The organism is Chthoniobacter sp. (assembly GCF_040003245.1).
GTDB lineage: Bacteria > Verrucomicrobiota > Verrucomicrobiia > Chthoniobacterales > Chthoniobacteraceae > Chthoniobacter.
Window position 1 is genome coordinate 1 of the sequence record NZ_JBDUCX010000043.1, and the last position, 25,101, is coordinate 25,101.

Here is a 25,101-nt window from a genome sequence, read left to right on the forward strand (position 1 = left end):
CTCTCTCATGCTCGGCTCACTTTCCTCCCTCTTAAAAGTGCATAACAGGCTCTAACAACCATGCGCCGGCTGCCAGGGCGAAGATCGAGTTTGTTTTCATGGATGATCTGTCGTTTTTCCCGCGGGCCAAAAGGTCGGAATCAGCCGCGGCGGATCTGCGAGCCTTTGAAGCGGATTTTGATGTGGAAGACTTTTTTGATGCGACAGCGGATGACGCCGGTCTGGAGATCGAAACGGTCGGGGATTTCGAGGCGCTGGAGGTCAACGGTGGCGTGGAAGCCGCGCTCCGAAAAGACGTCGATGAGCATGGCGAGGGCTTCGGAGTCGTGAAAGAGCGGGTCCTCGGTATTGATATCGGCACGGCCGGAGATGGCGTGGCGGATGATGATCGGCATCATCCTTTGCTCGATGAAATCGCACACGGCCTGGAGGAGCGTGGGGTTTTCGACCTCGTAAGTGTCGAGCCGGCGCACGAGATCCTGCCGGGCGTGGCGGACGATTTCGCTGGCGAGCGGAAGTTTGCGCAGGCGGTCGAAGGTGCGGGGATCGAGTTCGAGGGAGCTCTGGTACTCGAGTTCGCGGACGATGTTTTCGTGGACCAGCTCGAGGGGAGCCTGGGCATTGATGAAATGGTAGTGGAAGAGTTCCTTGAGCGAGACGAGGGCGTCGTAGGTCTTCTCCTTGAAGACGCGGTAGCGGTTGCGGGCGAGCGCGGGATCGAAATCGGTGGCGCGTTCTTCCCACAGGTCGCCGAGGCCGGAGCTGCGCACTTCCGCATTGTGGGCGAGCACTTCCCGGCCGCGCTTCATCTGCCGGGCGATGCTTTCAGTCTCGTCGACGAAGAGGAGGAGGATGTGAAAGATGGGTTGCTTGAATTGCGCGGCGTCGTGCGTGGCGGAGAATTCGCGGCGCAGGGCGATCATTTCGTCGAAGAGCATTTTCAGGCACTCGACCTGCACCTTGGTGCGGGGAAAGCCGTCGAGGATGGCGCCGTTCTGCTGCTCGGGCTCGAGAAGTTTGCGGAAGAGAATGGCAATGACTTCGCGGTCGCCCACCATGCCGCCCTGGGACTTCAGCTTTTGCGCTTCCGGGCTATCGAGGAGCTGGCTGACGACGATGGGTGAAGCGGAGATGCCGCGCAGCTCGCGAATGAAGTCGGAGTTGGTCCCCTTGCCCGCGCCGGGAGCGCCACCCAATAAGATCAGTTCCTTCGGGAAGCGAAGCTGCGCGCGGCCATACTCGTTTTCGAGGCGCTTCCAGACCTGGTTGAAGATGAGCAGCGCGTCCTTGATCTCGAGATCGGCCGGCGCGGCGGGCTTGGCAGCGAGGTCCTGGGTGATGCGTGGCTCCATTGGCGTGACGGTATCGCCGGAGGCTTCGCTTCGTCGAGCGGCAAGGCGCGGCTACCAGACCTGGGTGATCTTGACCGGCTTTTGACCCGGGTTGTTGGGGAGAACGATGGAGTCGCCCTGCACTTTGCCCATGAGTTCGCGGCCGATGGGGGAGTGAGGAGTGATGACGGTGATCTCGGTACCTTCGAAATGGATCTCCATTCCACCGGCTCGCGGGCCGAGGAGGTAGACGGTCTCGGTTTTCGCTTGTTTCAATTTCAGCAGCGCGCCGATGTCGATGGGAGAATCGGGCCGCGCGGCGACGGTGCTGAGCGACTCAAATTCCTGCCTGGCCCGTTCCAATTCGGCGACCTGACGCGATTGGCCCTGAGCCAAATAGGAGGCCTCCAGGGCGCGCGTGTCGTATTTGTTTTCCGGCTTGTTCTGCTCGTGCGTGGCTTCGGCGTGAGTCGCCTTGGCCGCGGTGATCAGCGCGTGCAGATCCTTGCCGATTTGATCGACCACCCTCTGGATGACAGCCCGTTTGTCCATGGTCACCTCATGCCGGATTCAACCAATTCTCAAAATGCGCATCGAGCCGGGCGAAGGTGTCGGCCTTCACATCCTTGCTGTCGGTGAATTGCGACCAGAGCGTGATGTCGAGCGTCTTGCCGGTGCCTTCGAGTTCCGCGATGTATTCGTTCACCAGCACCAGCTTGTCCTTGTGCACTTCGCGGAGATGTTCACGGCACTGGGCAGCGGTTTGGGTTTGTCGGTTTTTAGTTCCTAGGCTCATAAATGGGATAGTGAAGAGGGCCTGCGGATCACCACGGCATCGAAGCCATTTCCTGGTATTTGGTACCCTTGATTTCCCACGCCGTTCCTTTTTGGGTATCGAGCACGTAGGTCGGGGAATTACCACACACCTGATACCGCCCCGTGTTCGCACCTCCGCCCTTGAGCAAGCCGCCGAGGAAGAAGGCGACGACCGCCACGAGGACCAGCTTGGTGCGTTCATTCATGCGGGAATAAATGGAGGTGAAGGTGTTCATCCCCCCAACGTAGGTCCATTTGGCTGTGTGTCACGCCAGACACTTCACGAGCGCGTGCCGCGGCAAGGGACGAAGACCGAGGCAGCGCGATAAGGTCTCGCCCGCGGGCGGATTTCGATTAGCTTTTCGGCAGGAGAAATATGGCTTTGTCCTCTTCCATACCGTCCCCCACACCGAACCGGCATTGCCAGGCCTGTGGGACGAAGCCGGCCAACAATTTTCTTTGCCAGATCATCAATGGGGAGCAGACCAATCTCGAGTTGTGCGACGAATGCCTTCGCGAGCACAGCGCCGGGACGGGCCTCGAGTTGCCGTCGCTTGATGGCACCCGGTGTTTCTACTGCGGCGGAGCGGCGAACGGCGGCGGACCCAACGCGCCGCATGAAATGGCGAGCCGCCGGCAGCGTTTCCACTACACGTGCCTGCGGTGTGGCGAGCTTTCCGCCCAGTGGATGGTGGAGGCCATCGGGAATCTGCCCGAAGGCTTGTCACTCGAAATGCAATCCGGCCACTTCGAAAAGATCGTTCGCGAGGTGGATGAACGCGTGCGTTATAAAATTCGCAGCAATCCCAACTGATCTCCCGTCATTCGTCCCTCCCCCGTCATGAATCGCCTCGCTTTTATCTTTGCCATTACGGCCCTTTGCCTCACTGCCCGCGCGCAGGAGACGCCCAAGCGCCAGGGCTTCAGCTATCCGCCGACGATGGATGGCGCCAGCGTCGCAACTTACAAGGAAGTCAATGGGACGGCGCTGAAGCTCTGGATTTTTCCACCGCCGGAAAAGGCGGCGGCGGGCGTGAAGCGGCCGGTGATCGTCTTTTTCTTTGGCGGCGGCTGGACGCACGGATCGCCCTCGCAGTTCGAGCGGCAGTGCCGGTACTTTGCCGGGCGCGGAATCGTCGCGATCACCGCGGACTACCGCGTGGGCTCGCGACAGCAGGTGAAACCGACGGCCTGTGTGGCCGATGCGAAGTCGTGCATTCGCTGGGTGCGGAAGAATGCGGAACGACTCGGCATCGATCCGGACCGCATCGTGGCTGCCGGCGGCTCGGCGGGCGGGCATCTCGCCGCGGCGACCGCGACGCTGCCGGGACTGGATGAAGCGGGCGAAGACACCAGCGTCAGCGCGATGCCGAACGCGCTGGTCCTTTTCAACCCCGCGCTCGTGCTCGCACCCTTCCCGGGGCTGGAATCGAAAGGCTTCGAAAGCAAACAAGACCCCGAGCGTTTCGGCTGCGCGGCGGAGGCGATCTCACCCATCCATCATGTGAGCGAACACCTGCCGCCCACGCTCATCCTGCACGGCCGGGCCGATACGACTGTGCCCTTCGCGAGTGCCGAGGCTTTTGCCGCCGAGATGAAAAAGAAAGGCAATCGTTGCGACCTCGTCGGTTACGAAGGCCAGGCGCACGGGTTCTTCAATTCCACGCGTTATGACGAAACGCTCGCCGAGGCCGACAAGTTTCTCGTTTCGCTCGGCTACCTCGCTGCGGAGAAAACGGCTCCGTAAGGACAATTACTCCGGCAGCGGCTGGCCCTTCGTCTCGGGGAGAAAGCAAATGAAGACGAGCCCGAAGAGGAAGAGCAGGGACATGAGGCTGATCGCGGTGCGCAGCTCCATCCCGGGGAGTGCTTTCAGCCAGCCCGAGAAAACTAACATCGTGGACGCGAGCAACCGGCCGCCATTGAAGCAGAAGCCGGTGCCGGTCGAGCGCAGATGATTGGGGAATAGCTCGGGAAAATAGACGGCGTAACCGGCGTGGATGCCGATGGTGAAGAAACCGTACATGGGCAGCAACGCGAGGAGTGTGCCGTAACTCGTGGGGGCGAAGCAGGTGAGCGGCACGACGATGAGCGCGGCCACATGATAGAGGACGAAGGTGCGGCGGCGGCCCAGGCGCACGGCGAGCGGACCGAAGGAGAGCATGCCGAGGCCGGACCCCAGTGCCTGGATATTGCCGTAGGCGAACTTGGCCCGTTGTGTGGCCTCGGCCATGGGGACGCCGTGGCGCAGGAGGAAGTCCTTCGCGAGGTCCTGGCCGGCGACCGTCACCGCCCAAAATGTACCGAGCCCCACGGCGGCCAGGAGTAGGCCGAAAATCGCGCGCTTCGCCCAGCGAGGATTGAGGAGCAGATCGCGAAAACTGCCGAGTTGCGCGGCCAGGCCGGCGGCCGCTTTTGCTTTTGCGGCGTGCCACGCCGCGGGCTCCTCGACGCGCGCGCGCACCCACAGCACGAGCAGCGACGGCACGATGCCAACGAGAAACGTCAACCGCCAATCCGCGCCAAACGCGAGGCCGACCCACGCCGCGATCGATGTGCCGATGATGCTCGTGGAATGAAACAGGCCCAACATGTGGGCGCGGGCGTGCCGCGGCACGGCCTCGGCGACCAGCGCGGCGGCCACAGCCCATTCGCCGCCGGCGCCCATGGCGACAAAGAAGCGCAGCGCACCGACGTGCCAGAGCGAGGTGGCAAAGTAGGTGAGACCGGAAAAGACCGAGTAGAAAAGAATGGTGAGAGCCATCGTGGGTTTGCGCCCCCAACGGTCGCCGAGCCAGCCGAAGAAAATGCCGCCGAATGAGCCGCCGACGAGGAAGACGCCAAGAAAGATGTCGCCCCAGCGGCGCACCTCCGGGTGATCGGGCGCGACGTGGAGAATGTCGGCGAGCATCTGGTTGCGCTGGATGTTGAAGAGCTGCCCCTCGAAGGCATCGAAGATCCAGCCCGCGGACGCGATGAGCACGACCAGCCATTGGTAAGCGGTGACATCCTGATACCACTTGGGCGCCGGAGCCATGGCGGTCAAAATGCAACGGGCTTCCCGCTGTGCACCGACTCTTGCGCTCGCAGGCACATGGCGACAGACCACCGGCCATCCTCGCCGGTCGCGGGCAATGGCGCTCCATCACGCATGGCAGCGGCCATGGCGTTGATCTCATCCACCAGTTCGAAGACTTCGCCCGTGGGTCTTTCAATCGGGATGTCGCGCACCTCGGCACCGTCGAAATGTTTCAGCGAAAACGTCGGATGAAAGGTGCGATCGAGCGCGCCGCTCCAGTTCGCCCACAGCGCGCCGCGCGTGCCGGTGATTTTCACGACCTGGTGATGCTCGAAGGCACTCAGGGTTTGCGAGATCACGGCGTAGGCACCGCCGGGGAAATTCACAATGGCGCTGAAATTGTCCTGCAACTCGGGATGGTCCGGCTGCTTTGAATTGGCCCGGGCAAAGACGCTTATCGGATCGCCGACCGAGGTGAAGTACCAGCGGGCGAGATCAAAGAAATGGATCGGCTCCTCGAGGATCCAGTTGCCCACCCGGTTGATGTCGTAGCGCCAGCCGCCCGCGCCAAGGCGATAGGGGCGGCGCCAGAGCTCGATGAGCGCGTATTGTGGATCACCGATCGCGCCCTCATCGATCATCGCCCTCGCCTTGCCCCATAACGACGAAAGGCGGAACTCGTGGCCAACCGCCAGCAACCGGCCCTGCTCCCGCGCACAGCGAATGAGGTCGTCGCACTCGGCCTCGTTCAAGGCCATCGGCTTTTCCATCAGCAGATGCTTGCCGGCGCGGAGCACGTCGAGGCCCACGCGATGGTGCAAATCGCTCGGCAGCACGACGTCCACGATTTCGATGGAGGGATCGGTGAGCAGTTCACGGTAGTCGGCGACCACGCGCATGCCGGGGTGCGCCTCGCGCGCAGCGGCCTGGCTTTTCTCCGAGCGCGCGGCGATGGCCACCAGTTCTGCGCGTGGCGACTCGACCATAGCTCGCGCGTGATGGCTGCCCCACGCACCGTAGCCGATGAGCGCACAGCGGGCCGGCGTCATGTGCGTGGCGCGTTGGTGAGCGGTGTAGCGGGCACCGACGCCGGCTTGCGGCCCTGCACTTCGCTGAGTTTGCACGTTTTCAATCGGGGCAGCACGTGACGCGCGAAGAGTTCGCATTCGGGCAAGTGTGGATAGCCCGAGAAAATGAACGCACGGATACCCATGGCGATGTAGCGCTGAAGCTTGGCGTAGACTTGATCCGGGTCGCCCACGATGGCGCTGCCGCAACCGCTGCGGGCCCGACCGATGCCGCTCCAGATGTGTTCCTCGATGTAGTCGTCCGTCGCTTGCGCGCGCAATTCGTCCTGCCGCTTCACACCGGCGGATTGATGATCCTGGGCGCGAGCCTTGATCTCCGCCCCCTTCGCGGCATCGAGCCGGGAGAGCATGCGCGTAGCGGCGGCGCGGGCCTCGCCTTCCGTCTCGCGCACCACGACGTGAATGCGCAGACCGAAATCCAGCGTCCGGCCCAACGCGGCAGCTTTGTTCGCGACCAGATGCATCGTCGCGCTCAAGCGTTCCTCCGTCTCCGGCCACATGAGAAACACATCGCAGTGCTCCGCGCAGAGCTGCACGGCATCCGATGAAATGCCGCCGAAGTAGAGCAGCGGTCCGCCATTCTGCTGGTAGGGCTTCGCGGGATCGGTGGTCGGAAGGTCAAGTTGGTAGAACTGTCCGCGGTATTGCAGTTCGGGCTGCGTCCAGCATTGCTTGAGGATTTCGATGACCTCGCGCGAACGCGCATAGCGCGCCGCCGATTCTTCGCGCGCACCGGGCAGATCGGAAGAAATGATGTTCACCGTGAGCCGGCCGGCGAGGAGGTGGTCGAGCGTGGCCAGATGCCGGGCAAGCATCGGCGGATGGATTTCGCCCATGCGCACGGCGACGAGATGATGAATCTGCTTCGTGAGCACCGCGGTGGCGGCGGCAAAGGGAATGGTCTCCTGCCCGCAAGCCCATCCTGAAGGCATGAGGATGTTTTGATAGCCAAGCTGGTCGGCGCGGCGGACGATATGCGAGCAGTGCTCGAAGCTGCTGCGCAAGGCACCATCGGGCACGCCGAGGAATTCGTAGTCGTCACTGCACAACGCGGAGAACCATGCGACTTCGACATGCGGGTCCGTGGTGCGAATCGCTGGGGCAAGCGGGATCGGGGAACTCATGGGGGAACCCGCATGTTAGCGTGGTGAATGGCGCCGTCTAGCTCTGCGCAATAATGATGGCCGCCGCTTCGAGCAAACCGGCTGCACGGAAGTCGGGTAGGGCGCGCAGCTTTTCGTCGTAATCGTAGTCGATGAAGATCGTGCGGCACCCGGCGGCGGCGCCGCAATCGATGTCGCGCCAACGATCGCCGACCATCCAGCTCTGCGCGAGGTCGATGTCCATCTCGCGCGCGGCGCGCAGCAACATTCCCGGGGCGGGCTTGCGGAATTCCGACGGCTGCCCCTGCCCCGGATCGTAGCTCACTTCCACGCGATCGATCGGCAACTGCGCACACATCGCCGCGTGCATGGCTTCGACTTCCTCGCGCCGCTGCGTGCCACGTCCGACGTCCGGTTGATTCGTCGCCACGATCAGCAGCCAGCCCGCGGCCTTCAGTCGCGTGCATGCTTCCTCGACACCCGGGAGCAAGGCAAACTCCGCCAGCGTCGCGGGCGGATACGGCTTTCCCTCGCGCACGACGGGCCGATTGATCACCCCATCACGGTCGAGGAAGACGGCACGTTGTCGGGTGAGGCCCACGAAAATTTAATTCCAAAAAACTACTTCACGCTTTCCCATTTGGTCTGCGCGACCTTCAGACGGGGATGCGAGACGAAGAGGTGCCAGACGACGCCCTGGAATGCCTCGGAGTGAGGGGTAATGTTCGCCGGGTTCACGGTGGGGATGATGACGACGGCGTCCGCTACCTGCGCGGTGTAGCCTCCATCCTTACCGACGATGCCGAAGACCGACGCACCGACGGTCTTCGCCAGCTTCAGCGCCTCGACGAGATTCGGGCTCACGTTCTTTTCGAGATTGCCGCCGCCGACGGAAAAGATGAGCAGGCCATCCTTCGCGTTCACGCGGCTGCCGCGGAGCCATTCGGCGAACACGGTGGACCAACCCTCGTCATTGGTGCGCGCGGTGAGTTCGGAAACATTGTCCGTGGGCGCGTAGGCCTCAAAGCCGCAGATTTTGCGGAAGTCGTTCACGGCGTGCGAGGCATTCGCCGCGCTACCGCCGACGCCGAGGATGAAAAGACGGCCGCCGCGGTCGCGCACGCTGGCGAGACCTTCGACGACTTTCTCGAGCAGCGCGGGATCGAGTTGCTCGACGATGCTGCGAGTCTCGGTGAGATGCTGGGCGGAGTAGCTCATAATGGAGTGCCTGGGCGGAGGAGGTTTTCGAGTTCGGCGAGACCGGCGTGGGAGCCGATCTCGTAAAAACGCTGGAAGACTTCATGCCCGGCGAGCGCGCCTTTGGCAACCAGATCGCGCTGCACATCGGCCAGATCGAAGGCTTCGCCGGCCGGTCGTTCCGTAAAGACGGACGCGCGGAAGACGCCGAGACCGTAGTCGATATGGCGCATCTCCGGGGTGCGCTCGCGCTTGTCGTAACGCACGATGCGTCCGTCGGCAAAGTGGACATTGCTCGTGTCCCACGCGCCTTCGTTGCGGAAAACAGTCATCAATCCCGGCTGCCCGCCGGCGCGATAGGCCGCGAGCACCGCAGAGTAATCGATGGGCAGATACGAGTCGCCGTAGAGCACGAAGAATTCCTCACCCAACAACGGCAAGGCCTGCCGCAGCGCGCCGCCCGTACCGAGCAGCTTCGGGCCATCGAAGGAATAGCGCAGCTCCATGCCGAAGGCGGCGCCATCACCGAAATCGCGCTCGATCATTTCCCCGAGATAGCCAACGCACAAAGTCGCGCGACGCAAGCCGCGGGCCTGAAGCAAGCGAAGCTGATGGGCGAGGAACGGTTCCCCGGCCACGGCGACCAATGACTTGGGAATTTTCTCCGTGATCGGGCGCAGCCGAGTGGCGAGGCCGCCGGCCAGGATCGCGATCGGAATGTCCGCGACGTCCGCCATCAATCCTGCGCGACGATCTTGGTGCCCTCGAAATCGAACCGCAGACGCACCTCGCGCAAGCCCTTCTCCCGCATCGCCCGGCGCAAGCGCGTCACCTCTTCGGTATAGAACATCAGAAAGCCGCCACCGCCCGCGCCGATGAGCTTGCCGCCCAGCGCGCCATTGGCCATCGCGTAATCGTACCAGCCATTGATGGTCGGGTTGCTCATGCCGCCGGAGCGCTCTTTCTTGCGCTGCCAGTGCACGTCCATGAGCCGCGCAAATTCGCGCAGGTTGCCCTCCTCGAGCGCGTCCTTGCTCAAGACGCCGAGTTCTTTCACGAAGTGCAAATTATCGACCATCGCCTTGTCGAGTCCCTTGGTCTTGTCGTCCTGCTCTTTCAAGATCTTCGACGCCGATCGCGTGTAACCGGTGAAGAACATGAGGAGGTTGTCCTGCAAATTGAAGAGCGTCTCCTCGTCGAGTTCCACCGGGATGACTTCCACGCTGCCGCCGGGGAGAAAGTGAAACGAAGTGATGCCGCCGACCGCCGCGATGTATTGATCCTGCTTGCCCACCGGCTCGTGCAGTTTTTCGATCTCGATCTGGCAGGCCTGCGCCGCGATCTCCGCCGGGCGCACGATATTCTTGCGCAGCGTATGCAGCGCTTTGAGCAACGCTGTGGTGAAACTCCCCGAGGAGCCGAGCCCCGTGCCCGCGGGGATGTCCGCCATCGAGGTGATCTCCAGGTTCTTATCGGTCACACCCACGAGCTTCAGCGACTCGCGGATGATCGGGTGCTTGATCTGGTCGATCTCCGTCGCGTCCTCGTACTGCGAATACTTCAAGACGAAGCCTTCCTCGAAACGGCGATGCACGTTGATGTAAACGTGCTTGTCGATCGCCGCGGCGACGAGGAAACCGCCGTGCTCCTCGTAGTAGGATGGCAGGTCGGTGCCACCACCACCGAGCGAAATGCGGAGAGGAGAACGGGTGATGATCATGCGGATGCCTTGCGCGCTACGGCGACAACTTGCCAGCCAAAAGGCGTGGCGAGGAGATTGAAACGAAACAAAAAGCGAAAGACACCCATGACAAATCTGGCCAGCGCGGAACTGCCGCCCTCGGCACCGGCCTGGACTTCGGAGACGAGCTTGTCGCCACGCGCGATGACCGTCATGCGGTAGAGATTGAAAAACGGAAAGCCGGCGAGAAACACCTTCTCCACCACAAAGCCGCCCTCCTCGAGATAGCGGGCCAGCGATTCGCGGGTGAAGTGCCGGCGATGGCCGATGTGCCGGTCGTAGGCCGACATCGGGCCACCCGGCACGGTGACGACCAGCGCCGCGCCCTCGGCGAGATAGGGCCGCGCGGCCTTGAGGAATTCCGCCGGTTCATCCACGTGCTCGAGCACTTCGGAGCAGACCGCATGGGTCGCCCAATCGCGATAAGGCGCGGCCTCGGCGGGCGGCTGGAAAAGATCGACGACAAACACCGAGGCGCCCGGCAATTTGCGCCGCGTCATCTCCACGCCCGTCGCGCTCATCTCGAATCCGCAGAGCGCCGCCTTTGGCCACGCCAGGGCGGCCTTGACCATGAAATCCCCCTGCCCGCTGCCGATGTCGAGCAGGCGCATCGCGGACCCGGCATCGTGCTCCGTGAGGAGATGCAGCATGGTGCGATGACGATAAATCTGCGCCGGATTCTGGCTCGCCGAGTCGGCGAATTTTTTCCAGTGCGCATCCCAATCATCGACAGAAGCGGTATTCATAAGCGAGTCTTGCAGGTCTCGTAGAGGCGCATTACTTCCAATGCTTCTGCGGCGGTGCAAGGAGCAAGCACCGGCTCCCATGTTCCCGAGAAAAGCACCCGCATTTCATCCACGAAGCTATCGTCGCATTCGGAGACGTTCACCGTTTCCTCGCTGGCTTCCTGGTTCGCAGCGTTCTGCCAGCCCCAGCGACGGCCACGGACATACTTCATTGGGCCATAACTGCGACCGCGACCGGTTACGATGCCGTAGCCTTCCGTGCCGTGTAGTTCGAGTCGGAATACACTCCGCCAGCGAACCACGGAAACCTGCACGTTGAAAATGGTGCGACCACTGCGCAGAAGAAGATGCGTTTCTTCCTCAATCCCTGTCTTCCAAAATCCGCTCCACGCGTGAATGGACTCAAGGGAAACATCGGGCGCCAGACAATGGCAGAGATCGAGTAAATGGATCCCCGGATCGATGAGACATCCTCCACCGGCCTTGATGGGATCGAACTTCCAGCCTTTCTCCATGCCTGGTGAGCCGCCGTGGCCGATCACCATATTCACACTCACCAACTCCCCGAATCGTTTCGCGCGCGCATCGATTAGTGCCGCGGAAATTCCCGGAAAGAACCGGTAGTTGAATCCTACATGCAAGCGCCGCTTAACGCCCCATGACGCCGCTCTCAGCTTCTCCGCCTCGGCCAGCGAACGACCAAATGGTTTCTCCATCAAAACACGCTCCGCCCAGCCCAGCACCTCGATGCAAAGCTCGACTGCGGTGTCGTGCGGGGTGGCAATGACTACCCAATCGGGCTGGTAAGCGCGGACATCCGCGAGCGCGGCGCACCACGCCCCGCCCAGGCCTTCGACCTTTGCCTGCTCGGCGGCGGCAAAAGGATCGTGGACCGCAAAGCTCGAAACGATCCCCTCTTCGCGGAGGCGCACGAGGGCGCGGACGCGTTCGCGCCCGATCAAGCCGTAACCAATAACCGCGACTTTCATTTCTCGATCCTCCGTAACATCCAGCGATCTCCGGGCACGGGCTCCGGCATCAGCCAGTCGCGCCACGTATCGCGCACGTGGACGAAGCGACCGGAGAATCCGCAGGTCTCCGCGCGAATGAAATTGGCGATGAACTCCACCGGCTCCTCGATGGCGACCGTCGTTTTCACCTCCGCGCCTGCCGCCCGCACCTTGGCCAGCATTTCCGTTTCCATCGCGCCGGGGGCGAGGCAGACGGTGAGGAAATCGCCTTTGCCGCGCAGCTCGGCATCGAGATTTTCCGTCGCGCGGACGACCGCCGTCTTGGACAGGGCGTAGCCGGAGAAGAGCGGATAGGCGTAAGCTGCGCCGCCGCCGGCCACGGTCACGATGCGTCCGTATTGATTCTCGATCATGCGCGGCAGCAGGGCGCGGATGACGGCGAAATTTCCCAGTACATTCGTCTGCAGGGTGCGTCCCCAATCGGCGAGGTCGCCATCGAGAATACCGCCTTGCTGCCCGAGCGTACCCGCGGCGCAGACCACGGCGAGCCGGCGATAGGGTTGTCCATCGATCCACGCGCGCACCGCGCGTTCCGTCCCGGCAAGGTCGGACAAATCGAGGGTCAGGCTTTCGGCCGCGCCGGCCGTGCGCGCAATGCCCAGCACCGGCACACCCTCGGCCATGCAGCGCTGGACGACGGCGCGGCCCAACCCGCGGCTGGCTCCGGTGACGATGACAGCGTCGGGCCGGCTCATGGCTTGGACGCGGCAAAGAAGAGATCGGAGCCGCGCAATTGCTGCCGGATGCTCGCGAGATGCGGCCCGAGAAAGCCCGCGAGCAAATGCGATTCGGTCGTGGTGAATTCCGGCACCAATCCCACGCGTTCCGCCAGATGGCAGAGGCTCGCCGGGCTGAAGTAATGCAAGTGCTCCAGCTTCAGCGAATGCTGGTGGCGGTCGAAAATCTCCATCTCCAACGCGCGCAGGTTCGGCGTACGCAGCACGCACAAGCCACCCGGCGCCAGCAATCCCGCCACCACGTGCAAGAAGGCCTCCGGATCGGCGATGTGCTCGATGGTGTCGAAGAGCGTGACGACGTCGTAGGTCGCGTCGGTCTGCGCGGCGAATTGCTCCAGCGTGCCAACGAAGGTCGGAAAGCCGAAGATTTCCACGCCCGCCTTGGCGGCGTAGGCGCTCACGTCCTCGCCCTCGTGCTGCCAGCCTTGCTCCGCGGCGGCGGCGCGGAAAAATCCGTAGCCCGATCCCATGTCGAGCAAGCGGGTCCCGGCTCCAGTCGGGCGCCCGATAAACTGTGCGATGGCCGCAACGCGACGGACATAGCGGCGCGACTTTTCCATGCGCCAGTCGGATTGCGCGAGATAGTTGCCGTAGCCGAGGCCGTGCGTTTTGCCCTCGAAGTATTGCTCCTCGTAAACCGGCGCACGGGCCGGCTGCCGGGTCGCCCGGTCCACGAGTATTCCATGTTCGATGCCCACCGGACCGATCACTTCCACGCCCAGTTCGCGTCCCACGCCGCGCACCCACAATCGGTCCGCTTTCAATCCAAAGACATCCAGCGCCGCGTAGTCCGAGGCACTCCATGGCTCCGCATCCTGCTCGATGCCAAAGAACGCCTGCGTGCCCTGACAGAGGGCCGCGATCTTTTCCTCCGGGCCACAGTCCGGAAAGGGTCGCGGCGACGACGCCAGAACGCGCTCCACCCACGCCTGCCCGCGCGCTTCGTCGAAATCCAGCAGCCGCCGCACGGCGTTATCCCAATGGTCGATCGTATCGGCAAAGAGCACGCGCCCGCCGGCCCGGCACTCGATGCGATCTTCAGGACGCGACCAGCTATAGTTCATGATGCGGGGCTCTGCCCGGTGGATTCATAGAGCGCATTGAACACGAGGCTGAAGGTAAAGTACAGCGAGGCGAGCAGACAAAGTCCCATGCCCGCGACGGCGCGATACGACGCGGGACCGAGTTCCAGGGGCAGGCGGTAGCCGAGGTGCACGTATTCCGTGATCAACTCCAGCGCTCCCAAGCCGCCGAGCAGCAACATCAGGCCCGTGGCCAGCACCGCCGTGTTGAAGCGGAACCATCCATGCCAGCGGTGCGCCTCGTGCCGCTCAGGATCGTAGAGCACCTTGGCCAGCACGCCGGTAAGCAGCGCTTGAAAGCCGACGACGCCGATGAGCAAAAAGACCAGCATCCAGTGCAGGGAAAAGCCCACCCCGGCCACAAGGAGGGGCCCATTGGCCAGCGCGGCCGTCGCGGCCAGGCCGATCCCACTCAGGACGAGGCCGGGCCAGAAGAGAAAGAAGTCCGCGCCGTAGGTGAACATCGCCTGCACGCTGATCCACGCCGCATGCCACGGCGCCCACCAGCCGATGCGCTTGAGATTGCTCACGCGCCCCTCGCGGTCCTTGTAAAAGTGCACCGGCACCTCGGCAGTGCGCAGACGCAGGTGCACCGATTTGATGATCATCTCCGAGGCGTACTGCCACGATTGCGAACGCATGCGCATCCGCTGAAACGCATCGAGCGTGACGCCCCGCATGCCGCAATGGATGTCCGAGAAACGCGTGCCGTAGATGAGATTGAGCAGCCAGGTCGTGACCGGCGTGCCGAAATAACGATGCAACTTCGGCATCGCATCGACCTCGATGCTCCCCTTGAACCGCGAGCCCATGATGAATTCCTCCCCGCGTCGGAATTGCTCGATCCATGGCGTGAGATCGCGAAAGTCATAGGTCAGATCCGCGTCACCCATCACGATCCATTTCCCGCGCACGAACGGAATCGCGTCGATGTAGGCCCGGCCGAGCCCGCGTTTCGGCACGCGGAGCACCTCCGCCCCGCGCTCGACCGCGATCTCCGGCGTCCTGTCTTGGGAACTGTCGATGATGAGCACCTGCCCCGGCACGCCCGCCTTCGCGAGACCCTCGAGGCACCAGTCGACGAATTCCCCGATCGTCACTTCTTCATTCATCGCCGGGATGACGATCGACAAATCCACCGGTCCCGGCTTCGCGCCCGCTGGAAACAGGTGTTGAGGGGCGAGTGGATCGGTCATCAGCGCGGCGAAGGCCGGAGCATGCGCGGCGGCTCAGGCGTTTTCAATCTCTTCGCGCATCGCGGTAATGGCGTCGCGCACCGCGGCCGCGGAATTTCGCGCCGCGCGCCAGCCGAGCGCCTTGATCTTGGTGACGTCAAAGAGGACCACGGGCACATCACCTTTCCATCCACGGTCGCCGCCGGTGTAGTCGTAGCGTGTGCTGCCCGGGGCGAGCCCGCTTACCTCCACGGCGATATCGGCGATCGCGCGCACGGTGATGTAATCGTCTGTGGCCACATTGAAGAGATCGAAGCGCAGCGTGCTCTTTTCCGCCGCGAGGAAGACCGCGTTCAGGATGTCCTCGACGTGGATGTACGACTTGCACTGCAAACCATCGCCGAGGATGCGCAATTGCGTGGGATCGGCGCGCAAGCGGCGGACAAAATCGTAGCCCACACCGTGCGTCTGCCGCGGGCCGACGACGTTGGCAAAGCGGAAGGCGCGGCCTTCCATGTCGAACATGTGGCAGTAGGAACTGATGAGCGCTTCGCAAGCGATCTTACTCGCCGCGTAGGGTGAGATGGGAAAACACGGCCCATAGCTCTCCGCGAAAGCAACGCCAGGATTCTCGCCGTAAACGCCACTGCCCGAGGTGTAGAGGATGTTCTTCACGCCGTTGACGCGCATGGCTTCCACGACGTTCTGCGCGAGATAGGTGCCCTCCCAAAAATCAATGTCCGGCTGCGTCACAGCCTTGGCGATGTCGGGATTGGCGGCCAGGTGGATGACCGTATCGCAGCCGCGCATCGCGTCGGTCACGGCGTTCACGTCCTTCAAATCCTGCCGCACGATCTTGAGGCGTGGATCGTCCAGCAGGCCGGCGAGGTACGATTCTTTTCCGGAACTGAAGTTATCGTAAATGACCAGCCCCTTGATCGACGACATGGACAGGAGCCGGCGGGCGAAATGGCTGCCGATGAAACCGGCGCCACCGGAGATGAAGACGTGCTCGAAAGTGGCGGGATTCATGATGGAGAGAGCGAACCGTTTTGGGACGCCGGGGGCTTGATGATCAGGCGGCCCGCCGGATCGACGCGATGCAGAAACGGCCGCGGGCCGTGCTTCTCAAAATACTCGTCGACCGCGCGGCGGCACCCGCCCCACTTGCCGTAGTCGTCGATGATCAGGAGGCCGCCCTCGACAAGTCGCGGGTAAAGATGGATGAGCTCGTGCAGCGTCGATTCGTACCAATCGGTGTCGAGGCGAAGCAGGGAGATGGCCGCCGGCACCTGCGCCGGAATCGTGTCCTCCACCTTGCCTTGGACAAAGGTGATTTTGGACAGTGGATAATGGCAGAGGCCGACGTTGGCCTTCACATCCTCGAGCGTGGCGAGGCACCAGTTCGAGAGACCCTGTTCATTCTTGAATCGATCAAACAGGGCGTGCTCTTCCGCACCGTCGTTCTGGCCCGGCGCGCTCATGCCGGCGTAGGTGTCGTAGAGGAAAATCTCGCGCTCCGTTTTCCCGGCGCGAGCCAGCGCGTAAAGGGCGGCCATGATGCTGCCTCCGCGCCAGACACCGCACTCGACGATCGCGCCCTTCACCCCGCTGGCCTCGAGATGCTCCGTCGCCGCGATCATGCTGTAGAGACGCTCACGCGAAGTCATCGTGTAGGGGCGGACTTGCTCGTAGATTTCGGAATAGTAGTCCGGCAAATCACCGCCCTCCGCCGCGCGAATTTCGTAACCGAAACGGTTGGCCATGCGCTGGACCAGGATGCTCAAGCGCATGCCCGCCTGGCTGGCCATGAAACTATTGATCGCGGAGTGAAGACTCATGGAGTGGAGCGGTAAATGGATTCCACGACGCGCAGTGTGGCGAGGCCCTCGCGCAGACCGGGCTGTGGGGTGCGGCTGAGGCGGATGTCCTCGAGAAACTCGGCCATCTCCAGGCGCCAGGAATCATCGCCGCGCGAATATTCGAAGATCGTGGTGTCGGGCGGGCCCATCTGCGGCAGCATTTTGTAAAACGCGAGCCGCTCGACGCCGTAACTGCCGCCGAGTCCTTCGATGTGCAGTTTTCCGGTGCGCCCGTAGATTTCGAGCGAGAACAGGTTTTTCCATTCCGTGCAGCTCACGTGGAGCCAGGCGGTCTGCCCGCGCGCCGTGCGCAGGCTGAGGAAGGCGTTGTCATCGACAGGCATGTCCCAGAAGAAGGTCGCGGCGTGACCAGAGATATCCGTGAACCCGCCGAGGAACCATTGGGCGAGATCGATGAGATGCACGCCCTGGTCGATCAACTCGCCGCCGCCGGAGAGCTGGGGATCGGAGCGCCATTCCTTTTCGTAGCCAAGCCGTCCGCCATGGCCGTATCGGCCGCGCAGAAACATCAGGTCGCCAATCGCGCCCGCATCGATGAGTTCGCGCGCTTTGCGCAATGCCGGGTGGTAGCGGTGATTGTAGCCGATTCGCACCTGCACCTTCTGCGCCTCTGCTGCCGCGATCAGCGTTTCGAGTTCCGCGGTGGAAATTGCACCGGGCTTTTCAATGAGGACATGCTTGCCTGCGCGGATGGCTTCGAGCGCCAGCGGCGCCAGCGCATGATTGGCCGTGGCCACGATGACCAATTGCACTGGCGAGCGCAGCACTTCCGCAAGGTCCGTCACGGCGCGGGAGCCGGGATGCAGCGTGGCCAGTTCCTGGGCGCGTTGGGCATCAAGATCGCAAGCGAGGGTGAGCCGGGCACCGGCGAGCGACTGCGCGCGTTTCCGGCCGATGAGCCCGCATCCCACGATCGCGACTTCGAGCGGCGCGCTCATATCAGAATTTTACCCCCCGTTCCTCCGGCAGGATGCGTCGCAGTTGATAGATCTCGCTCTCCGCCAGTTTTGCCGCGTGCGCGGGAAGCCCCGCCCAATTGTCCCACTGCGCGCTGAGCAACCGCCCGGTGAGGCCGTCGGATTCTTCCGAGAGCAGAAACTCGACGAGCCCGAAAGCCTTCTCGATCGATTGGCCACCTTGAGTGAGTTGCCGTTGGGCGGCTTCGTACTCCTCGCAACCGGAAAATTCCGGGCCGAGGCGCGCGGTCTCGCGCGTCATCGCCGTATTGATCGCGCCGGGTGCGACCGCGTTGATATCGATGGACACTCCCTGCCATTCCGCGGCGAGCGTTTCCACCAGCCGCACCACGCCGGTCTTGGCCGCGGCATAGGCGGAAAAGTTCGGGCGCGCCTTGGTCGCACCACCACCGGAAAAGCAAATCACCTTGGCGCGGCGCGGGCTCTGCCGCAGCAGATCCCAAAAAGCGCGGACGACGAAATAGGTGCCGTCCAGGTCGACACGGATCGTCTCGCTCCAGCGTTGCGGCTCGACCTGCATCGCCGGGCCAATGGCGCCCTGGATCGCCGCGGCGCAAATCACCGCGTCCACGTGCGGCCACCGCTGGGCGATCTCCGCACGTGCGCGCTCCACTTGTGCCCACTGGCTGACATCGCAGACCGACGTCGCATAGACCGCTTTTTGCGCGGAGCGCGCCAGTCCCCAAATCTCGTGTCCGGCCGCCGTGAGTTTCTCCGCGAGGTGCTGGCCGATGCCGGAACTGCTGCCTGTGATCACGATACGCATGCGCCGGGTTCAGGTTCGCACTTCGAAAATCCAAGGGTTCGCCCCCAGCCAGTCGACCGTGCGCTCGACGCCCTGGCGGATGGTGAGCTTCGGCTCCCAGCCGAGCGCGCGAATCTTCGCCGTCTCGAGGAAGATGAAAGGATTGTCGCCCACCCAGCCGCGGTCGCCGCCCTGGAAGCGCAACTCCGGCTGCAGGCCGAGGCGCGCGCAAATCCAGCCGATGGAATCCTTCACTTCACAATAGTCGTTCGTGCCGAGATTGTAGATCTGCACCCGATGCCGGGCGTCGCGCGCCGAGCCGCGATAGACCGCGTGCAACATGGCCTGCACGCAATCGCCGATGTGCAGGTAGCTCTTGCGCTGCGTGCCATCGCCGAGCACATCGAGAAAAGCGGGATGCTCCTGGAGTTGCTTGTAGAAATCGAAGACGTGGCCGTGCGTGTAGCGCTCGCCGAGGATGGAGACGAAGCGGAAGATGTAGCCTTCGCAGCCGAAGCCCTCGCAATAGGCGGCGATCATGCCTTCACCGGCGAGCTTCGAGGCGCCGTAGAGCGAAGTCTGCACGGGAAAGGGCGCGTCCTCCGGCGTGGGAATGGTCTTCGCCTCGCCATAGACCGAGCCGGTGGAGGAGAAGGCGATGCGCTTGATGCCGTTGACGCGCATGGCCTCGAGGACGTTGAACGTGGCGATGGTGTTTTGCTGCAAATCCCTCTCGGGATGATTCAGCCCGAAGCGGACGTCGGCATTGGCCGCGAGGTGAAAGACGATATCGCACCCCGCCATGGCGCGGGTCAGCGCGGGCGTGTCGAGATTGTCGCCGCGCACCAACTGGAAGCCAGGTGCAGCATTCGCCTTTTCCAAAAAGCGCTCCTGCCCGGTGCAGAAATTGTCCCACACGACGACTTCATGACCGTCCGCGAGGAGTTGGTCGGTAAGACTGCTGCCGATGAAGCCGGCGCCGCCGGTGATGAACGCACGCATGCGGCTCACGAATTGTAGGCCACGAGGTTCGAGCGGAACACGCCGATGCCGATGCCGCTATGCGTGATCACGGGTGCCTGCGCGGGCCACAGCTCGCGCAATTCCGCCGCGGAAATGTAGTTGAGATTTTCCTCGTGCGACCACACGTCGTAGCGCGTGCCGCGGAGCAAACGGCGGAAGGTGGGCTTGGGCAGGTAATGAATCACGGGAAGACAAGTGTGGTGCTCGACGGGGAAAAGTCGATTCGGCACCGCGACAAATCGCCGGCGCGCCACGCGGCAGAGCTCGCTGAGAAAAAAGCGCTGCTGTTCCGCGCTGCCGGCGTGCTCCAGCACGGCGTTGGAATAGACGATGTCGAAGGCGTTGTCGGCGAAGGGCAAGGGCTGGTGCGGCGTGACCTGCGCGTGCCGCACGCCGGGATAGGCGCGCTGGATGGCGACGCCGTCGGTGAGGCTGGCGCAGGTGAGATTTTCGAGATGCGGATAAACCTGCTCGAGCATGTTGGACTCGACGTTCACTTCATCGGAGACACCGACGTCGAGCACGCGATCGGTCGCCTGGGGTTTCATCACTTCGAGGAAAAGCTGGCAGAGCCGGCGGCGCGCGAGGAATGAAATCCGGCGCACGAGCGGCAGGCTGCCGGCGTGCTGGTAGTAGATGGCATCGACCTTGTCCTCCATGGGCAACACCGCAGCAGCCATGATCAAATGCAGAAAGCTTTTTCTCCCCCGGCAGCGAGCGCGCGGGCGGACGGTTTCTCGTGCACGGCCGCGGGACGGCTGTGTTCGACCTCGCTCAGCGGATCGATCTTCGCCAGCCGCAGCTTGAGCAGCGCGCGCAGCCAGGTGAGCGGATCGCGGATCATCGAGACCTTCTTGCCCTGCTTGAACGAGCGCGAGCGATAGTTCACCGGGAGCTCCAGCGGGCGGTAGCCCTTGCGGATCAACTTCACCAGCAGTTCGTAATCGAAGTCGAAGCGGTTGCACTCGAAAGTGAGGCCGAAGAGGCAATCGCGCCGGAAGACCTTGAACATCGTGAAGGGGTCCTTGAGGCGCTGGCCGAAGAGCACATTGACGAGCGTGGTGAAAAACCAATGGCCGAAATTGAGGAACGCGCTCAGTCCCGCCTGGCCGGAGAACTGCCGCATCTTCCACACGCTGCCGCTGTGGCGTGAACCGAGGACGAAAGCTTCGCGGCCCGTGATCAACGGTTCGAGCAGCGCGTCGTAATCTTCGAGATCGTATTCGAGGTCGGCGTCCTGGATGAGGACGAAATCGCCGGTCGCTTCCGCGAGGCCGGTGCGGACGGCGTGGCCTTTGCCGCGCGGTTTATCCTCGAGCACGAGCTTGACGCGCGGATGATTCTGGTAGCGGAGTGCAATCTCGCGCGTGCCGTCGGTCGAGTTGCTCTCCACGACGATTACTTCGATGTCGAGTCCGGGGATTTCCTTGGCGAGCACTGCCTGGATCAATTCGTCGAAACTCGCGGCTTCGTTGAAAGCCGGCACGACAATCGAAAGCACACGCTTCGCCCGCGGAACCGTGGCGCGGCAGAAAGTGAGCATGTCGCTGGAGGGCACTTTGCGTTCCGCCCGGCGCAAGGCGGGTGGAGCGAGCCGGACAAACGCGCGGATGAGGCCGCCGGCCAGCGCCCGCGGGGTGTTTTCGCAATAGTCCGCCAGCGCGCCGAGACTCATGCGGCGACGGGCAGGCTCGACGATCGTCTGGTCAAAGCCCGCAAAGAACAGGGCTGTCTGCAAAGTCTGGCCGTCGAAGAAACTCAGTTGTCCGGCGCGAAAGGCGGGCCACTCCTGCTGGAGCGTGCGCGCGGGCAGGGAGTCGAGCGAGGGCGTCGCGACCGCAAGGTAGCCGCCCGGCTTGAGCGCGCGATGGGCCGATTTTAGGAGGGCCGTCGGTTCGCGCCGCTGCCCCAGGGTCTGCCAGAGCACGCAAACATCGAAGCCCGCATCCGCGTATTCCGTGGCGTCCTCGGCGGCCGTGACCACAAAACCGGCTTGCTCCGCCGCCGGCCGCAACGGGCTGTCAAGATTCCCGAGCAGGAGCATGCGTCCGCCGTGTGCGCCGCGGTAGCGGGCGAGTTCGGCGAGGAAGGTCTGGGCTTTTTCCGCCAGGACCTCGTTCGAAGGTGGCGGCGCCGGGAGCGCTCCCGCCGGCTGGGGATTGAGAAAAAGAAACCGGCAATCGGCGCAGCGCACGGCGCGCTGGTCATCGCGCGAAAAGGCATAGCGCAAGCGACGGCTCGCGCAGAGCGGGCATTCGGCAAGCTGCCGAACACCGAGGTTCATGGGCTGTTGGTGAGACATGTGGGCGACACCGTTTTAGCCGGAACTGTGCCAGCCCGCCTCACGCCCACTCTAAACCAATACCCTATAGATACTAGAAGTCCCACCAGCCCGACGGCGCCGATCCAGAGAGCCGGTCCGAGCAGCCGGGGCCAGTAGGCAAACTTCACCACATGCCTGCCGGGCTTCTCGATGTAAACACCACGGAAGACGAGGTTTGCCCGCAGGCAAGGCACCGGCTGACCGTCCACAGAGGCCAGGATGTCGCCGTCCGGGTTGAACTCTGAGAGCACCGCCATCCCGGGCGAGGGCGCATTGATCTCGAAGGTCGTCGTATTGTTGGTCAGGCGGTACTTCTCGGCCTTGGTCACCACCCGTTGCGCGGCGTCCTTCGATGGCAGGGGCAGCCTGGCCCGCAACTCCGGCAATACGGCAGCAAATGGGCGGCCATCACCTCTCTGGATCTGGTTGCACAGATCTTGTACGCCTTGGAAGGGCACGACGGCATCCGTGAAGAAGGCCCGCGGCCAGGCCGTTTCGCTCTCGTAGAGGTTGAGGTCGTAGGAGCCCACCAGTCGCACGCCTCCCGGCGCCGGTTCCGAGAGATCGTTGAGCAGATAGCGCACGTTGAAGAAATCGAGCCCACGGTGCACTTGCTCGTAGCCCTTACTCGCGACGATCAGCCGCCAGACATAGGTCCGCGTAATTCCCAAACCGGAGGCGAGGTACAGCATGGCGGGATCCTGCATCACATCCGGACCGCTGATCGTTTCGAGATTCAAGACGGTGCTGAAACCCGGGGTCATCGTCCAGTCCAGTCCCACGACACGGGCCGGCTCAGTGGCGGTGGCGGCGTGAATCGCGTCGACCGCCGGTGAGTGTAGATCGCGCAGGTCCATCCGCGTCTTCGGATTCATCGTGTAGAGATCGAAGCGCGTCTCGAAATACATGCCGTGCCGGAAATGCAGCGTGGCAAACATGCAGACCGCGACCAGCGCCCAAGCCGGTCCCGCGAGCCGGTCGCGGAAGGCCGCGCGCAGAGCCAACGGCAGCACCATCAGGGCGATGATCAGCACTGTGGCGTAGTCGACGAAGAACGGACTCTTCGGAATCGATTCTCCCGGTGGCAGAAAGCTGCGCGCCACGCGATGCGTCGCCTGGATGAAGCCGAAGTAGCCCGCGAGCAGTACTCCCACCAACCCCATCACGCACACCCAGTCTCCGAACCACTGCGGGCTGTTCCGCCGCGCGAGACATTCGCGCAATCCAAAACCCGCGATGATGAACAGCACGACGAACAGGACGCACGAGAAGGTATCCTCGAAATGGTAGATGTTCTTGATCAGCGGAATGGACGCCGCAATCCACGGCGGGATCACTCCGAAGATGAGCGCGGCCGCCGGTATCGCCGCCAGGAGCGCACCTTGAAAATAGCGGTCGCGCACCAGTGTCCGGATGCGGATAAACGCCCACGCCACCCCGAGCAATACGAAGAAATTCGCCGACTGGCTGAAGTGAAATTCGATGGACTCGATCTGCCGGTAGAAAATGTCGTCGAACAAACCGATCGCGAGGCCCGGCTGCACTTGGTAAATCTGCGGTTCGTCGTACGGCGTCCACGCTTTCCCCAGCGCCTCGAGAAAGACCAGCCAGAGCGGTGCGCTGAGCAGCACGAAGAGCACATTCGCCCCGGCAAACATCCCGAGCCGCCGCAGGCGCCAGCCCCAGCTCTGGTGCTCGGTGACCATGATCCACCCACCCACCGCATTGAGAAACAGCACCAGAATCATCGGCTCCTTGGCAGTGCCGCTGTTGATCTGGCACCAATCCACAAACAACAAAAGTCCGGCCCACAGTGCCGCCTGACGATGCGTCCGGGCGCGCGCGGCTTCGATCCACGGCACGAGGAGCCACGGCGCATAGCACACGGCAAAGTTGGAGGCGTGGCAAAAGCGATACGCGAAGAAACCCAGGTACGGCGCGGAGAGCGTGCACACCAGCGCGACGGGGAGGCTTCCCGCCATGCGCCACACCAGCCAGCCGATGCCCAGCGCGAACAGGATTTTGGCGACTATGAATGTGGTGTCCCAGGCCCACGCCGCGCCGCCAGTGATGATCGTCAGCCAGTGCAGCGGATCACCGATCATGGTGAAGAGCTGCCCGAAAAACGTCACCCCGCACCAGGTGTAGCGCGACCAAAGCGGGAATTCCCCGTCCTGGAAAATCGCGCGGTATTCGATCATCGACGCCGGAAAGTGCCAGTAGATCGTGGCACCGATGTCCGAGCCGACGGGATTTTCAATGCTCCCCCCAGGAGACCCCGGCACCGTCGGGAAACGCTCGTAGAGCAACGGCATCCCGTTGTTCGGCGACACATAACTCTTCCCACCGAAAATCACCGGGAACGCGCAGACCATCACGCTGAGCATGGCCGCCGCGAGGAGCGCGCACCGGGGCCGCGCCTCGCACCACGCGCGAGCACGGCTCAACGCCCGCACCATCGCTTCGCGGCGATTCACCAAGCCGACAGAAATCAACACGCAGCCCACGAGCGTCACCAGAAAGACGACCGCAATCTCCCACAGCGGCGGCGGTGGCTCGATCGACAGATCGATGGGGGGTCGCGGTGTGAAGTGCAGGCCCGTGAGCACCTCCCCCTTTTTCGTGTGAAACCGCACCGATCCCGCGACGGAACCGGCGCGCGCATCCGCGATCGAAAGCTGCATCGTCGCCGGCGGAATGATCGCCGCGACCTCATCACTCCCCGTGGTGATCCAGCATTTCTGGATCTCCACTTCCGCCGATCGATCCAAGCCATTGAGGACAAAGGCGCAGAGCCGTCCGGCGGGGATTTTGAACTGCACGTGATTCAGCCGGCTGCCGCCTTCGACCGGCTGCGAAAGGAGGTGGCCCTTGTGCAGGCCCGTGCGATCCACATCGGGGAGCAGTTGCGCCTGGCCGGCGACATCCGACTTCAGCAACACATGAAACGTCGCCCACTGCGGTGGCCGCCCGAAGGGGTTCCACCAAAACAGCACGGTAACCACCACCGCGAGGATGAGCCCCGGAATGGCATGCGCGAAGAGCAGAGACGGCGCGCGCGAAGTGGCAGGGGTTGCGGTCATG

At 63.1% G+C, this 25,101-nt stretch carries 26 protein-coding genes; 2 read left to right on the forward strand and 24 right to left on the reverse strand.

Going from position 1 to position 25,101, the window contains the following annotated elements; translation table 11 throughout:
- Positions 1 to 140 precede the first annotated feature (140 nt).
- From ABJF10_RS07980 to ABJF10_RS07995, 4 genes are read right to left on the reverse strand one after another with little or no spacing between them, the layout of a single operon-like run.
- A complete protein-coding gene (locus tag ABJF10_RS07980) occupies positions 141 to 1,352 on the reverse strand; it encodes a nucleoside monophosphate kinase (protein ID WP_348544012.1) in 1,212 nt (403 codons plus the stop codon).
- Between the two features lie 51 nt (positions 1,353 to 1,403).
- Complete coding sequence (locus ABJF10_RS07985; RefSeq protein WP_348544013.1) at positions 1,404 to 1,883, reverse strand: GreA/GreB family elongation factor; 480 nt, start codon at positions 1,881 to 1,883, stop codon at positions 1,404 to 1,406.
- 7 nt (positions 1,884 to 1,890) lie between these two features.
- Positions 1,891 to 2,127, reverse strand: a complete 237-nt coding sequence (locus ABJF10_RS07990; protein ID WP_348544014.1) for a hypothetical protein — start codon at positions 2,125 to 2,127, stop codon at positions 1,891 to 1,893.
- Between the two features lie 28 nt (positions 2,128 to 2,155).
- A complete protein-coding gene (locus ABJF10_RS07995) occupies positions 2,156 to 2,353 on the reverse strand; it encodes a hypothetical protein (protein WP_348544015.1) in 198 nt (65 codons plus the stop codon).
- 176 nt (positions 2,354 to 2,529) lie between these two features.
- Here ABJF10_RS07995 and ABJF10_RS08000 point away from each other — a divergent pair, with 176 nt between their 5' ends.
- Positions 2,530 to 2,961 carry a hypothetical protein gene (locus ABJF10_RS08000; RefSeq protein ID WP_348544017.1) on the forward strand — a complete coding sequence of 144 codons (432 nt, stop codon included), beginning with the start codon at positions 2,530 to 2,532 and terminating at the stop codon, positions 2,959 to 2,961.
- Between the two features lie 27 nt (positions 2,962 to 2,988).
- Positions 2,989 to 3,894 (forward strand): alpha/beta hydrolase, encoded by a 906-nt coding sequence (locus ABJF10_RS08005; protein ID WP_348544018.1) that lies wholly within the window; start codon positions 2,989 to 2,991, stop codon positions 3,892 to 3,894.
- Positions 3,895 to 3,900: 6 nt separating this feature from the next.
- On the opposite strand, the gene ABJF10_RS08010 is transcribed toward ABJF10_RS08005, so the two are convergent.
- Genes ABJF10_RS08010 through ABJF10_RS08105 form a run of 20 tightly spaced genes read right to left on the reverse strand, consistent with a single transcriptional unit; the run spans position 3,901 to position 25,100 of the window.
- On the reverse strand, positions 3,901 to 5,184 hold the full coding sequence (locus tag ABJF10_RS08010; RefSeq protein WP_348544019.1) for an MFS transporter: 1,284 nt from the start codon (positions 5,182 to 5,184) through the stop codon (positions 3,901 to 3,903).
- A 5-nt stretch (positions 5,185 to 5,189) separates the two neighbouring features.
- On the reverse strand, positions 5,190 to 6,215 hold the full coding sequence (locus ABJF10_RS08015; protein ID WP_348544020.1) for a Gfo/Idh/MocA family oxidoreductase: 1,026 nt from the start codon (positions 6,213 to 6,215) through the stop codon (positions 5,190 to 5,192).
- Positions 6,212 to 7,378: an LLM class flavin-dependent oxidoreductase gene (locus ABJF10_RS08020; protein WP_348544021.1), complete on the reverse strand. Its 1,167-nt coding sequence runs from the start codon at positions 7,376 to 7,378 to the stop codon at positions 6,212 to 6,214. The genes ABJF10_RS08015 and ABJF10_RS08020 overlap by 4 nt, the downstream gene beginning before the upstream one ends.
- 37 nt (positions 7,379 to 7,415) lie before the next feature.
- Entirely contained in the window at positions 7,416 to 7,958 is a 543-nt protein-coding gene (locus tag ABJF10_RS08025) for an HAD-IIIA family hydrolase (protein WP_348544022.1), read from the reverse strand.
- A gap of 20 nt (positions 7,959 to 7,978) precedes the next feature.
- Positions 7,979 to 8,575 (reverse strand): SIS domain-containing protein, encoded by a 597-nt coding sequence (locus tag ABJF10_RS08030; RefSeq protein WP_348544023.1) that lies wholly within the window; start codon positions 8,573 to 8,575, stop codon positions 7,979 to 7,981.
- The gene (locus tag ABJF10_RS08035) at positions 8,572 to 9,291 is read right to left on the reverse strand and encodes a nucleotidyltransferase family protein (RefSeq protein ID WP_348544024.1); all 720 of its coding nucleotides are present in this window, start codon (positions 9,289 to 9,291) and stop codon (positions 8,572 to 8,574) included. The genes ABJF10_RS08030 and ABJF10_RS08035 overlap by 4 nt, the downstream gene beginning before the upstream one ends.
- Positions 9,291 to 10,274, reverse strand: coding sequence for a galactokinase (locus tag ABJF10_RS08040; RefSeq protein ID WP_348544025.1), 984 nt, complete (start codon positions 10,272 to 10,274; stop codon positions 9,291 to 9,293). The genes ABJF10_RS08035 and ABJF10_RS08040 overlap by 1 nt, the downstream gene beginning before the upstream one ends.
- A complete protein-coding gene (locus ABJF10_RS08045) occupies positions 10,271 to 11,041 on the reverse strand; it encodes a class I SAM-dependent methyltransferase (RefSeq protein WP_348544026.1) in 771 nt (256 codons plus the stop codon). Before ABJF10_RS08045 ends, ABJF10_RS08040 begins: the two co-directional genes overlap by 4 nt.
- On the reverse strand, positions 11,038 to 12,030 hold the full coding sequence (locus ABJF10_RS08050; protein WP_348544027.1) for a Gfo/Idh/MocA family oxidoreductase: 993 nt from the start codon (positions 12,028 to 12,030) through the stop codon (positions 11,038 to 11,040). The genes ABJF10_RS08045 and ABJF10_RS08050 overlap by 4 nt, the downstream gene beginning before the upstream one ends.
- The gene (locus ABJF10_RS08055; protein ID WP_348544029.1) at positions 12,027 to 12,767 is read right to left on the reverse strand and encodes an SDR family oxidoreductase; all 741 of its coding nucleotides are present in this window, start codon (positions 12,765 to 12,767) and stop codon (positions 12,027 to 12,029) included. The genes ABJF10_RS08050 and ABJF10_RS08055 overlap by 4 nt, the downstream gene beginning before the upstream one ends.
- Complete coding sequence (locus tag ABJF10_RS08060) at positions 12,764 to 13,873, reverse strand: class I SAM-dependent methyltransferase (RefSeq protein WP_348544030.1); 1,110 nt, start codon at positions 13,871 to 13,873, stop codon at positions 12,764 to 12,766. The genes ABJF10_RS08055 and ABJF10_RS08060 overlap by 4 nt, the downstream gene beginning before the upstream one ends.
- A complete protein-coding gene (locus ABJF10_RS08065; protein WP_348544031.1) occupies positions 13,870 to 15,087 on the reverse strand; it encodes a glycosyltransferase family 2 protein in 1,218 nt (405 codons plus the stop codon). The genes ABJF10_RS08060 and ABJF10_RS08065 overlap by 4 nt, the downstream gene beginning before the upstream one ends.
- 33 nt (positions 15,088 to 15,120) lie before the next feature.
- Complete coding sequence (locus tag ABJF10_RS08070) at positions 15,121 to 16,098, reverse strand: NAD-dependent epimerase/dehydratase family protein (RefSeq protein ID WP_348544032.1); 978 nt, start codon at positions 16,096 to 16,098, stop codon at positions 15,121 to 15,123.
- Positions 16,095 to 16,907 carry a TylF/MycF/NovP-related O-methyltransferase gene (locus ABJF10_RS08075; protein ID WP_348544033.1) on the reverse strand — a complete coding sequence of 271 codons (813 nt, stop codon included), beginning with the start codon at positions 16,905 to 16,907 and terminating at the stop codon, positions 16,095 to 16,097. The genes ABJF10_RS08070 and ABJF10_RS08075 overlap by 4 nt, the downstream gene beginning before the upstream one ends.
- Positions 16,904 to 17,887 (reverse strand): Gfo/Idh/MocA family oxidoreductase, encoded by a 984-nt coding sequence (locus ABJF10_RS08080; RefSeq protein WP_348544034.1) that lies wholly within the window; start codon positions 17,885 to 17,887, stop codon positions 16,904 to 16,906. Before ABJF10_RS08080 ends, ABJF10_RS08075 begins: the two co-directional genes overlap by 4 nt.
- Position 17,888: 1 nt before the next feature.
- Complete coding sequence (locus ABJF10_RS08085; protein WP_348544035.1) at positions 17,889 to 18,692, reverse strand: SDR family oxidoreductase; 804 nt, start codon at positions 18,690 to 18,692, stop codon at positions 17,889 to 17,891.
- 9 nt (positions 18,693 to 18,701) lie between these two features.
- Positions 18,702 to 19,673 carry an NAD-dependent epimerase/dehydratase family protein gene (locus ABJF10_RS08090; protein ID WP_348544046.1) on the reverse strand — a complete coding sequence of 324 codons (972 nt, stop codon included), beginning with the start codon at positions 19,671 to 19,673 and terminating at the stop codon, positions 18,702 to 18,704.
- A 5-nt stretch (positions 19,674 to 19,678) separates the two neighbouring features.
- Positions 19,679 to 20,374: a methyltransferase domain-containing protein gene (locus tag ABJF10_RS08095; protein ID WP_348544036.1), complete on the reverse strand. Its 696-nt coding sequence runs from the start codon at positions 20,372 to 20,374 to the stop codon at positions 19,679 to 19,681.
- Positions 20,375 to 20,376: 2 nt separating this feature from the next.
- Positions 20,377 to 21,978 (reverse strand): glycosyltransferase, encoded by a 1,602-nt coding sequence (locus tag ABJF10_RS08100; RefSeq protein ID WP_348544037.1) that lies wholly within the window; start codon positions 21,976 to 21,978, stop codon positions 20,377 to 20,379.
- Positions 21,975 to 25,100, reverse strand: coding sequence for a hypothetical protein (locus tag ABJF10_RS08105; protein WP_348544038.1), 3,126 nt, complete (start codon positions 25,098 to 25,100; stop codon positions 21,975 to 21,977). Before ABJF10_RS08105 ends, ABJF10_RS08100 begins: the two co-directional genes overlap by 4 nt.
- Between the last annotated feature and the right edge of the window lies 1 nt (position 25,101).

Bases quoted from the DNA above. Each gene is read 5' to 3' on its own strand.
- ABJF10_RS07985 (WP_348544013.1), bottom strand. From the start codon at position 1,883: ATGGACAAACGGGCTGTCATCCAGAGGGTGGTCGATCAAATCGGCAAG.
- ABJF10_RS08055 (WP_348544029.1), bottom strand. From the start codon at position 12,767: ATGAGCCGGCCCGACGCTGTCATCGTCACCGGAGCCAGCCGCGGGTTG.
- ABJF10_RS08095 (WP_348544036.1), bottom strand. From the start codon at position 20,374: ATGGCTGCTGCGGTGTTGCCCATGGAGGACAAGGTCGATGCCATCTAC.
- ABJF10_RS08030 (WP_348544023.1), bottom strand. From the start codon at position 8,575: ATGAGCTACTCCGCCCAGCATCTCACCGAGACTCGCAGCATCGTCGAG.
- ABJF10_RS08045 (WP_348544026.1), bottom strand. From the start codon at position 11,041: ATGAATACCGCTTCTGTCGATGATTGGGATGCGCACTGGAAAAAATTC.
- ABJF10_RS08105 (WP_348544038.1), bottom strand. From the start codon at position 25,100: ATGACCGCAACCCCTGCCACTTCGCGCGCGCCGTCTCTGCTCTTCGCG.
- ABJF10_RS07980 (WP_348544012.1), bottom strand. From the start codon at position 1,352: ATGGAGCCACGCATCACCCAGGACCTCGCTGCCAAGCCCGCCGCGCCG.
- ABJF10_RS08040 (WP_348544025.1), bottom strand. From the start codon at position 10,274: ATGATCATCACCCGTTCTCCTCTCCGCATTTCGCTCGGTGGTGGTGGC.
- ABJF10_RS07995 (WP_348544015.1), bottom strand. From the start codon at position 2,353: ATGAATGAACGCACCAAGCTGGTCCTCGTGGCGGTCGTCGCCTTCTTC.
- ABJF10_RS08060 (WP_348544030.1), bottom strand. From the start codon at position 13,873: ATGAACTATAGCTGGTCGCGTCCTGAAGATCGCATCGAGTGCCGGGCC.
- ABJF10_RS08085 (WP_348544035.1), bottom strand. From the start codon at position 18,692: ATGCGTATCGTGATCACAGGCAGCAGTTCCGGCATCGGCCAGCACCTC.
- ABJF10_RS08010 (WP_348544019.1), bottom strand. From the start codon at position 5,184: ATGGCTCCGGCGCCCAAGTGGTATCAGGATGTCACCGCTTACCAATGG.
- ABJF10_RS08100 (WP_348544037.1), bottom strand. From the start codon at position 21,978: ATGAACCTCGGTGTTCGGCAGCTTGCCGAATGCCCGCTCTGCGCGAGC.
- ABJF10_RS08065 (WP_348544031.1), bottom strand. From the start codon at position 15,087: ATGACCGATCCACTCGCCCCTCAACACCTGTTTCCAGCGGGCGCGAAG.
- ABJF10_RS08020 (WP_348544021.1), bottom strand. From the start codon at position 7,378: ATGAGTTCCCCGATCCCGCTTGCCCCAGCGATTCGCACCACGGACCCG.
- ABJF10_RS08070 (WP_348544032.1), bottom strand. From the start codon at position 16,098: ATGAATCCCGCCACTTTCGAGCACGTCTTCATCTCCGGTGGCGCCGGT.
- ABJF10_RS08090 (WP_348544046.1), bottom strand. From the start codon at position 19,673: ATGCGTGCGTTCATCACCGGCGGCGCCGGCTTCATCGGCAGCAGTCTT.
- ABJF10_RS08075 (WP_348544033.1), bottom strand. From the start codon at position 16,907: ATGAGTCTTCACTCCGCGATCAATAGTTTCATGGCCAGCCAGGCGGGC.
- ABJF10_RS08015 (WP_348544020.1), bottom strand. From the start codon at position 6,215: ATGACGCCGGCCCGCTGTGCGCTCATCGGCTACGGTGCGTGGGGCAGC.
- ABJF10_RS08080 (WP_348544034.1), bottom strand. From the start codon at position 17,887: ATGAGCGCGCCGCTCGAAGTCGCGATCGTGGGATGCGGGCTCATCGGC.
- ABJF10_RS08035 (WP_348544024.1), bottom strand. From the start codon at position 9,291: ATGGCGGACGTCGCGGACATTCCGATCGCGATCCTGGCCGGCGGCCTC.
- ABJF10_RS07990 (WP_348544014.1), bottom strand. From the start codon at position 2,127: ATGAGCCTAGGAACTAAAAACCGACAAACCCAAACCGCTGCCCAGTGC.
- ABJF10_RS08050 (WP_348544027.1), bottom strand. From the start codon at position 12,030: ATGAAAGTCGCGGTTATTGGTTACGGCTTGATCGGGCGCGAACGCGTC.
- ABJF10_RS08005 (WP_348544018.1), top strand. From the start codon at position 2,989: ATGAATCGCCTCGCTTTTATCTTTGCCATTACGGCCCTTTGCCTCACT.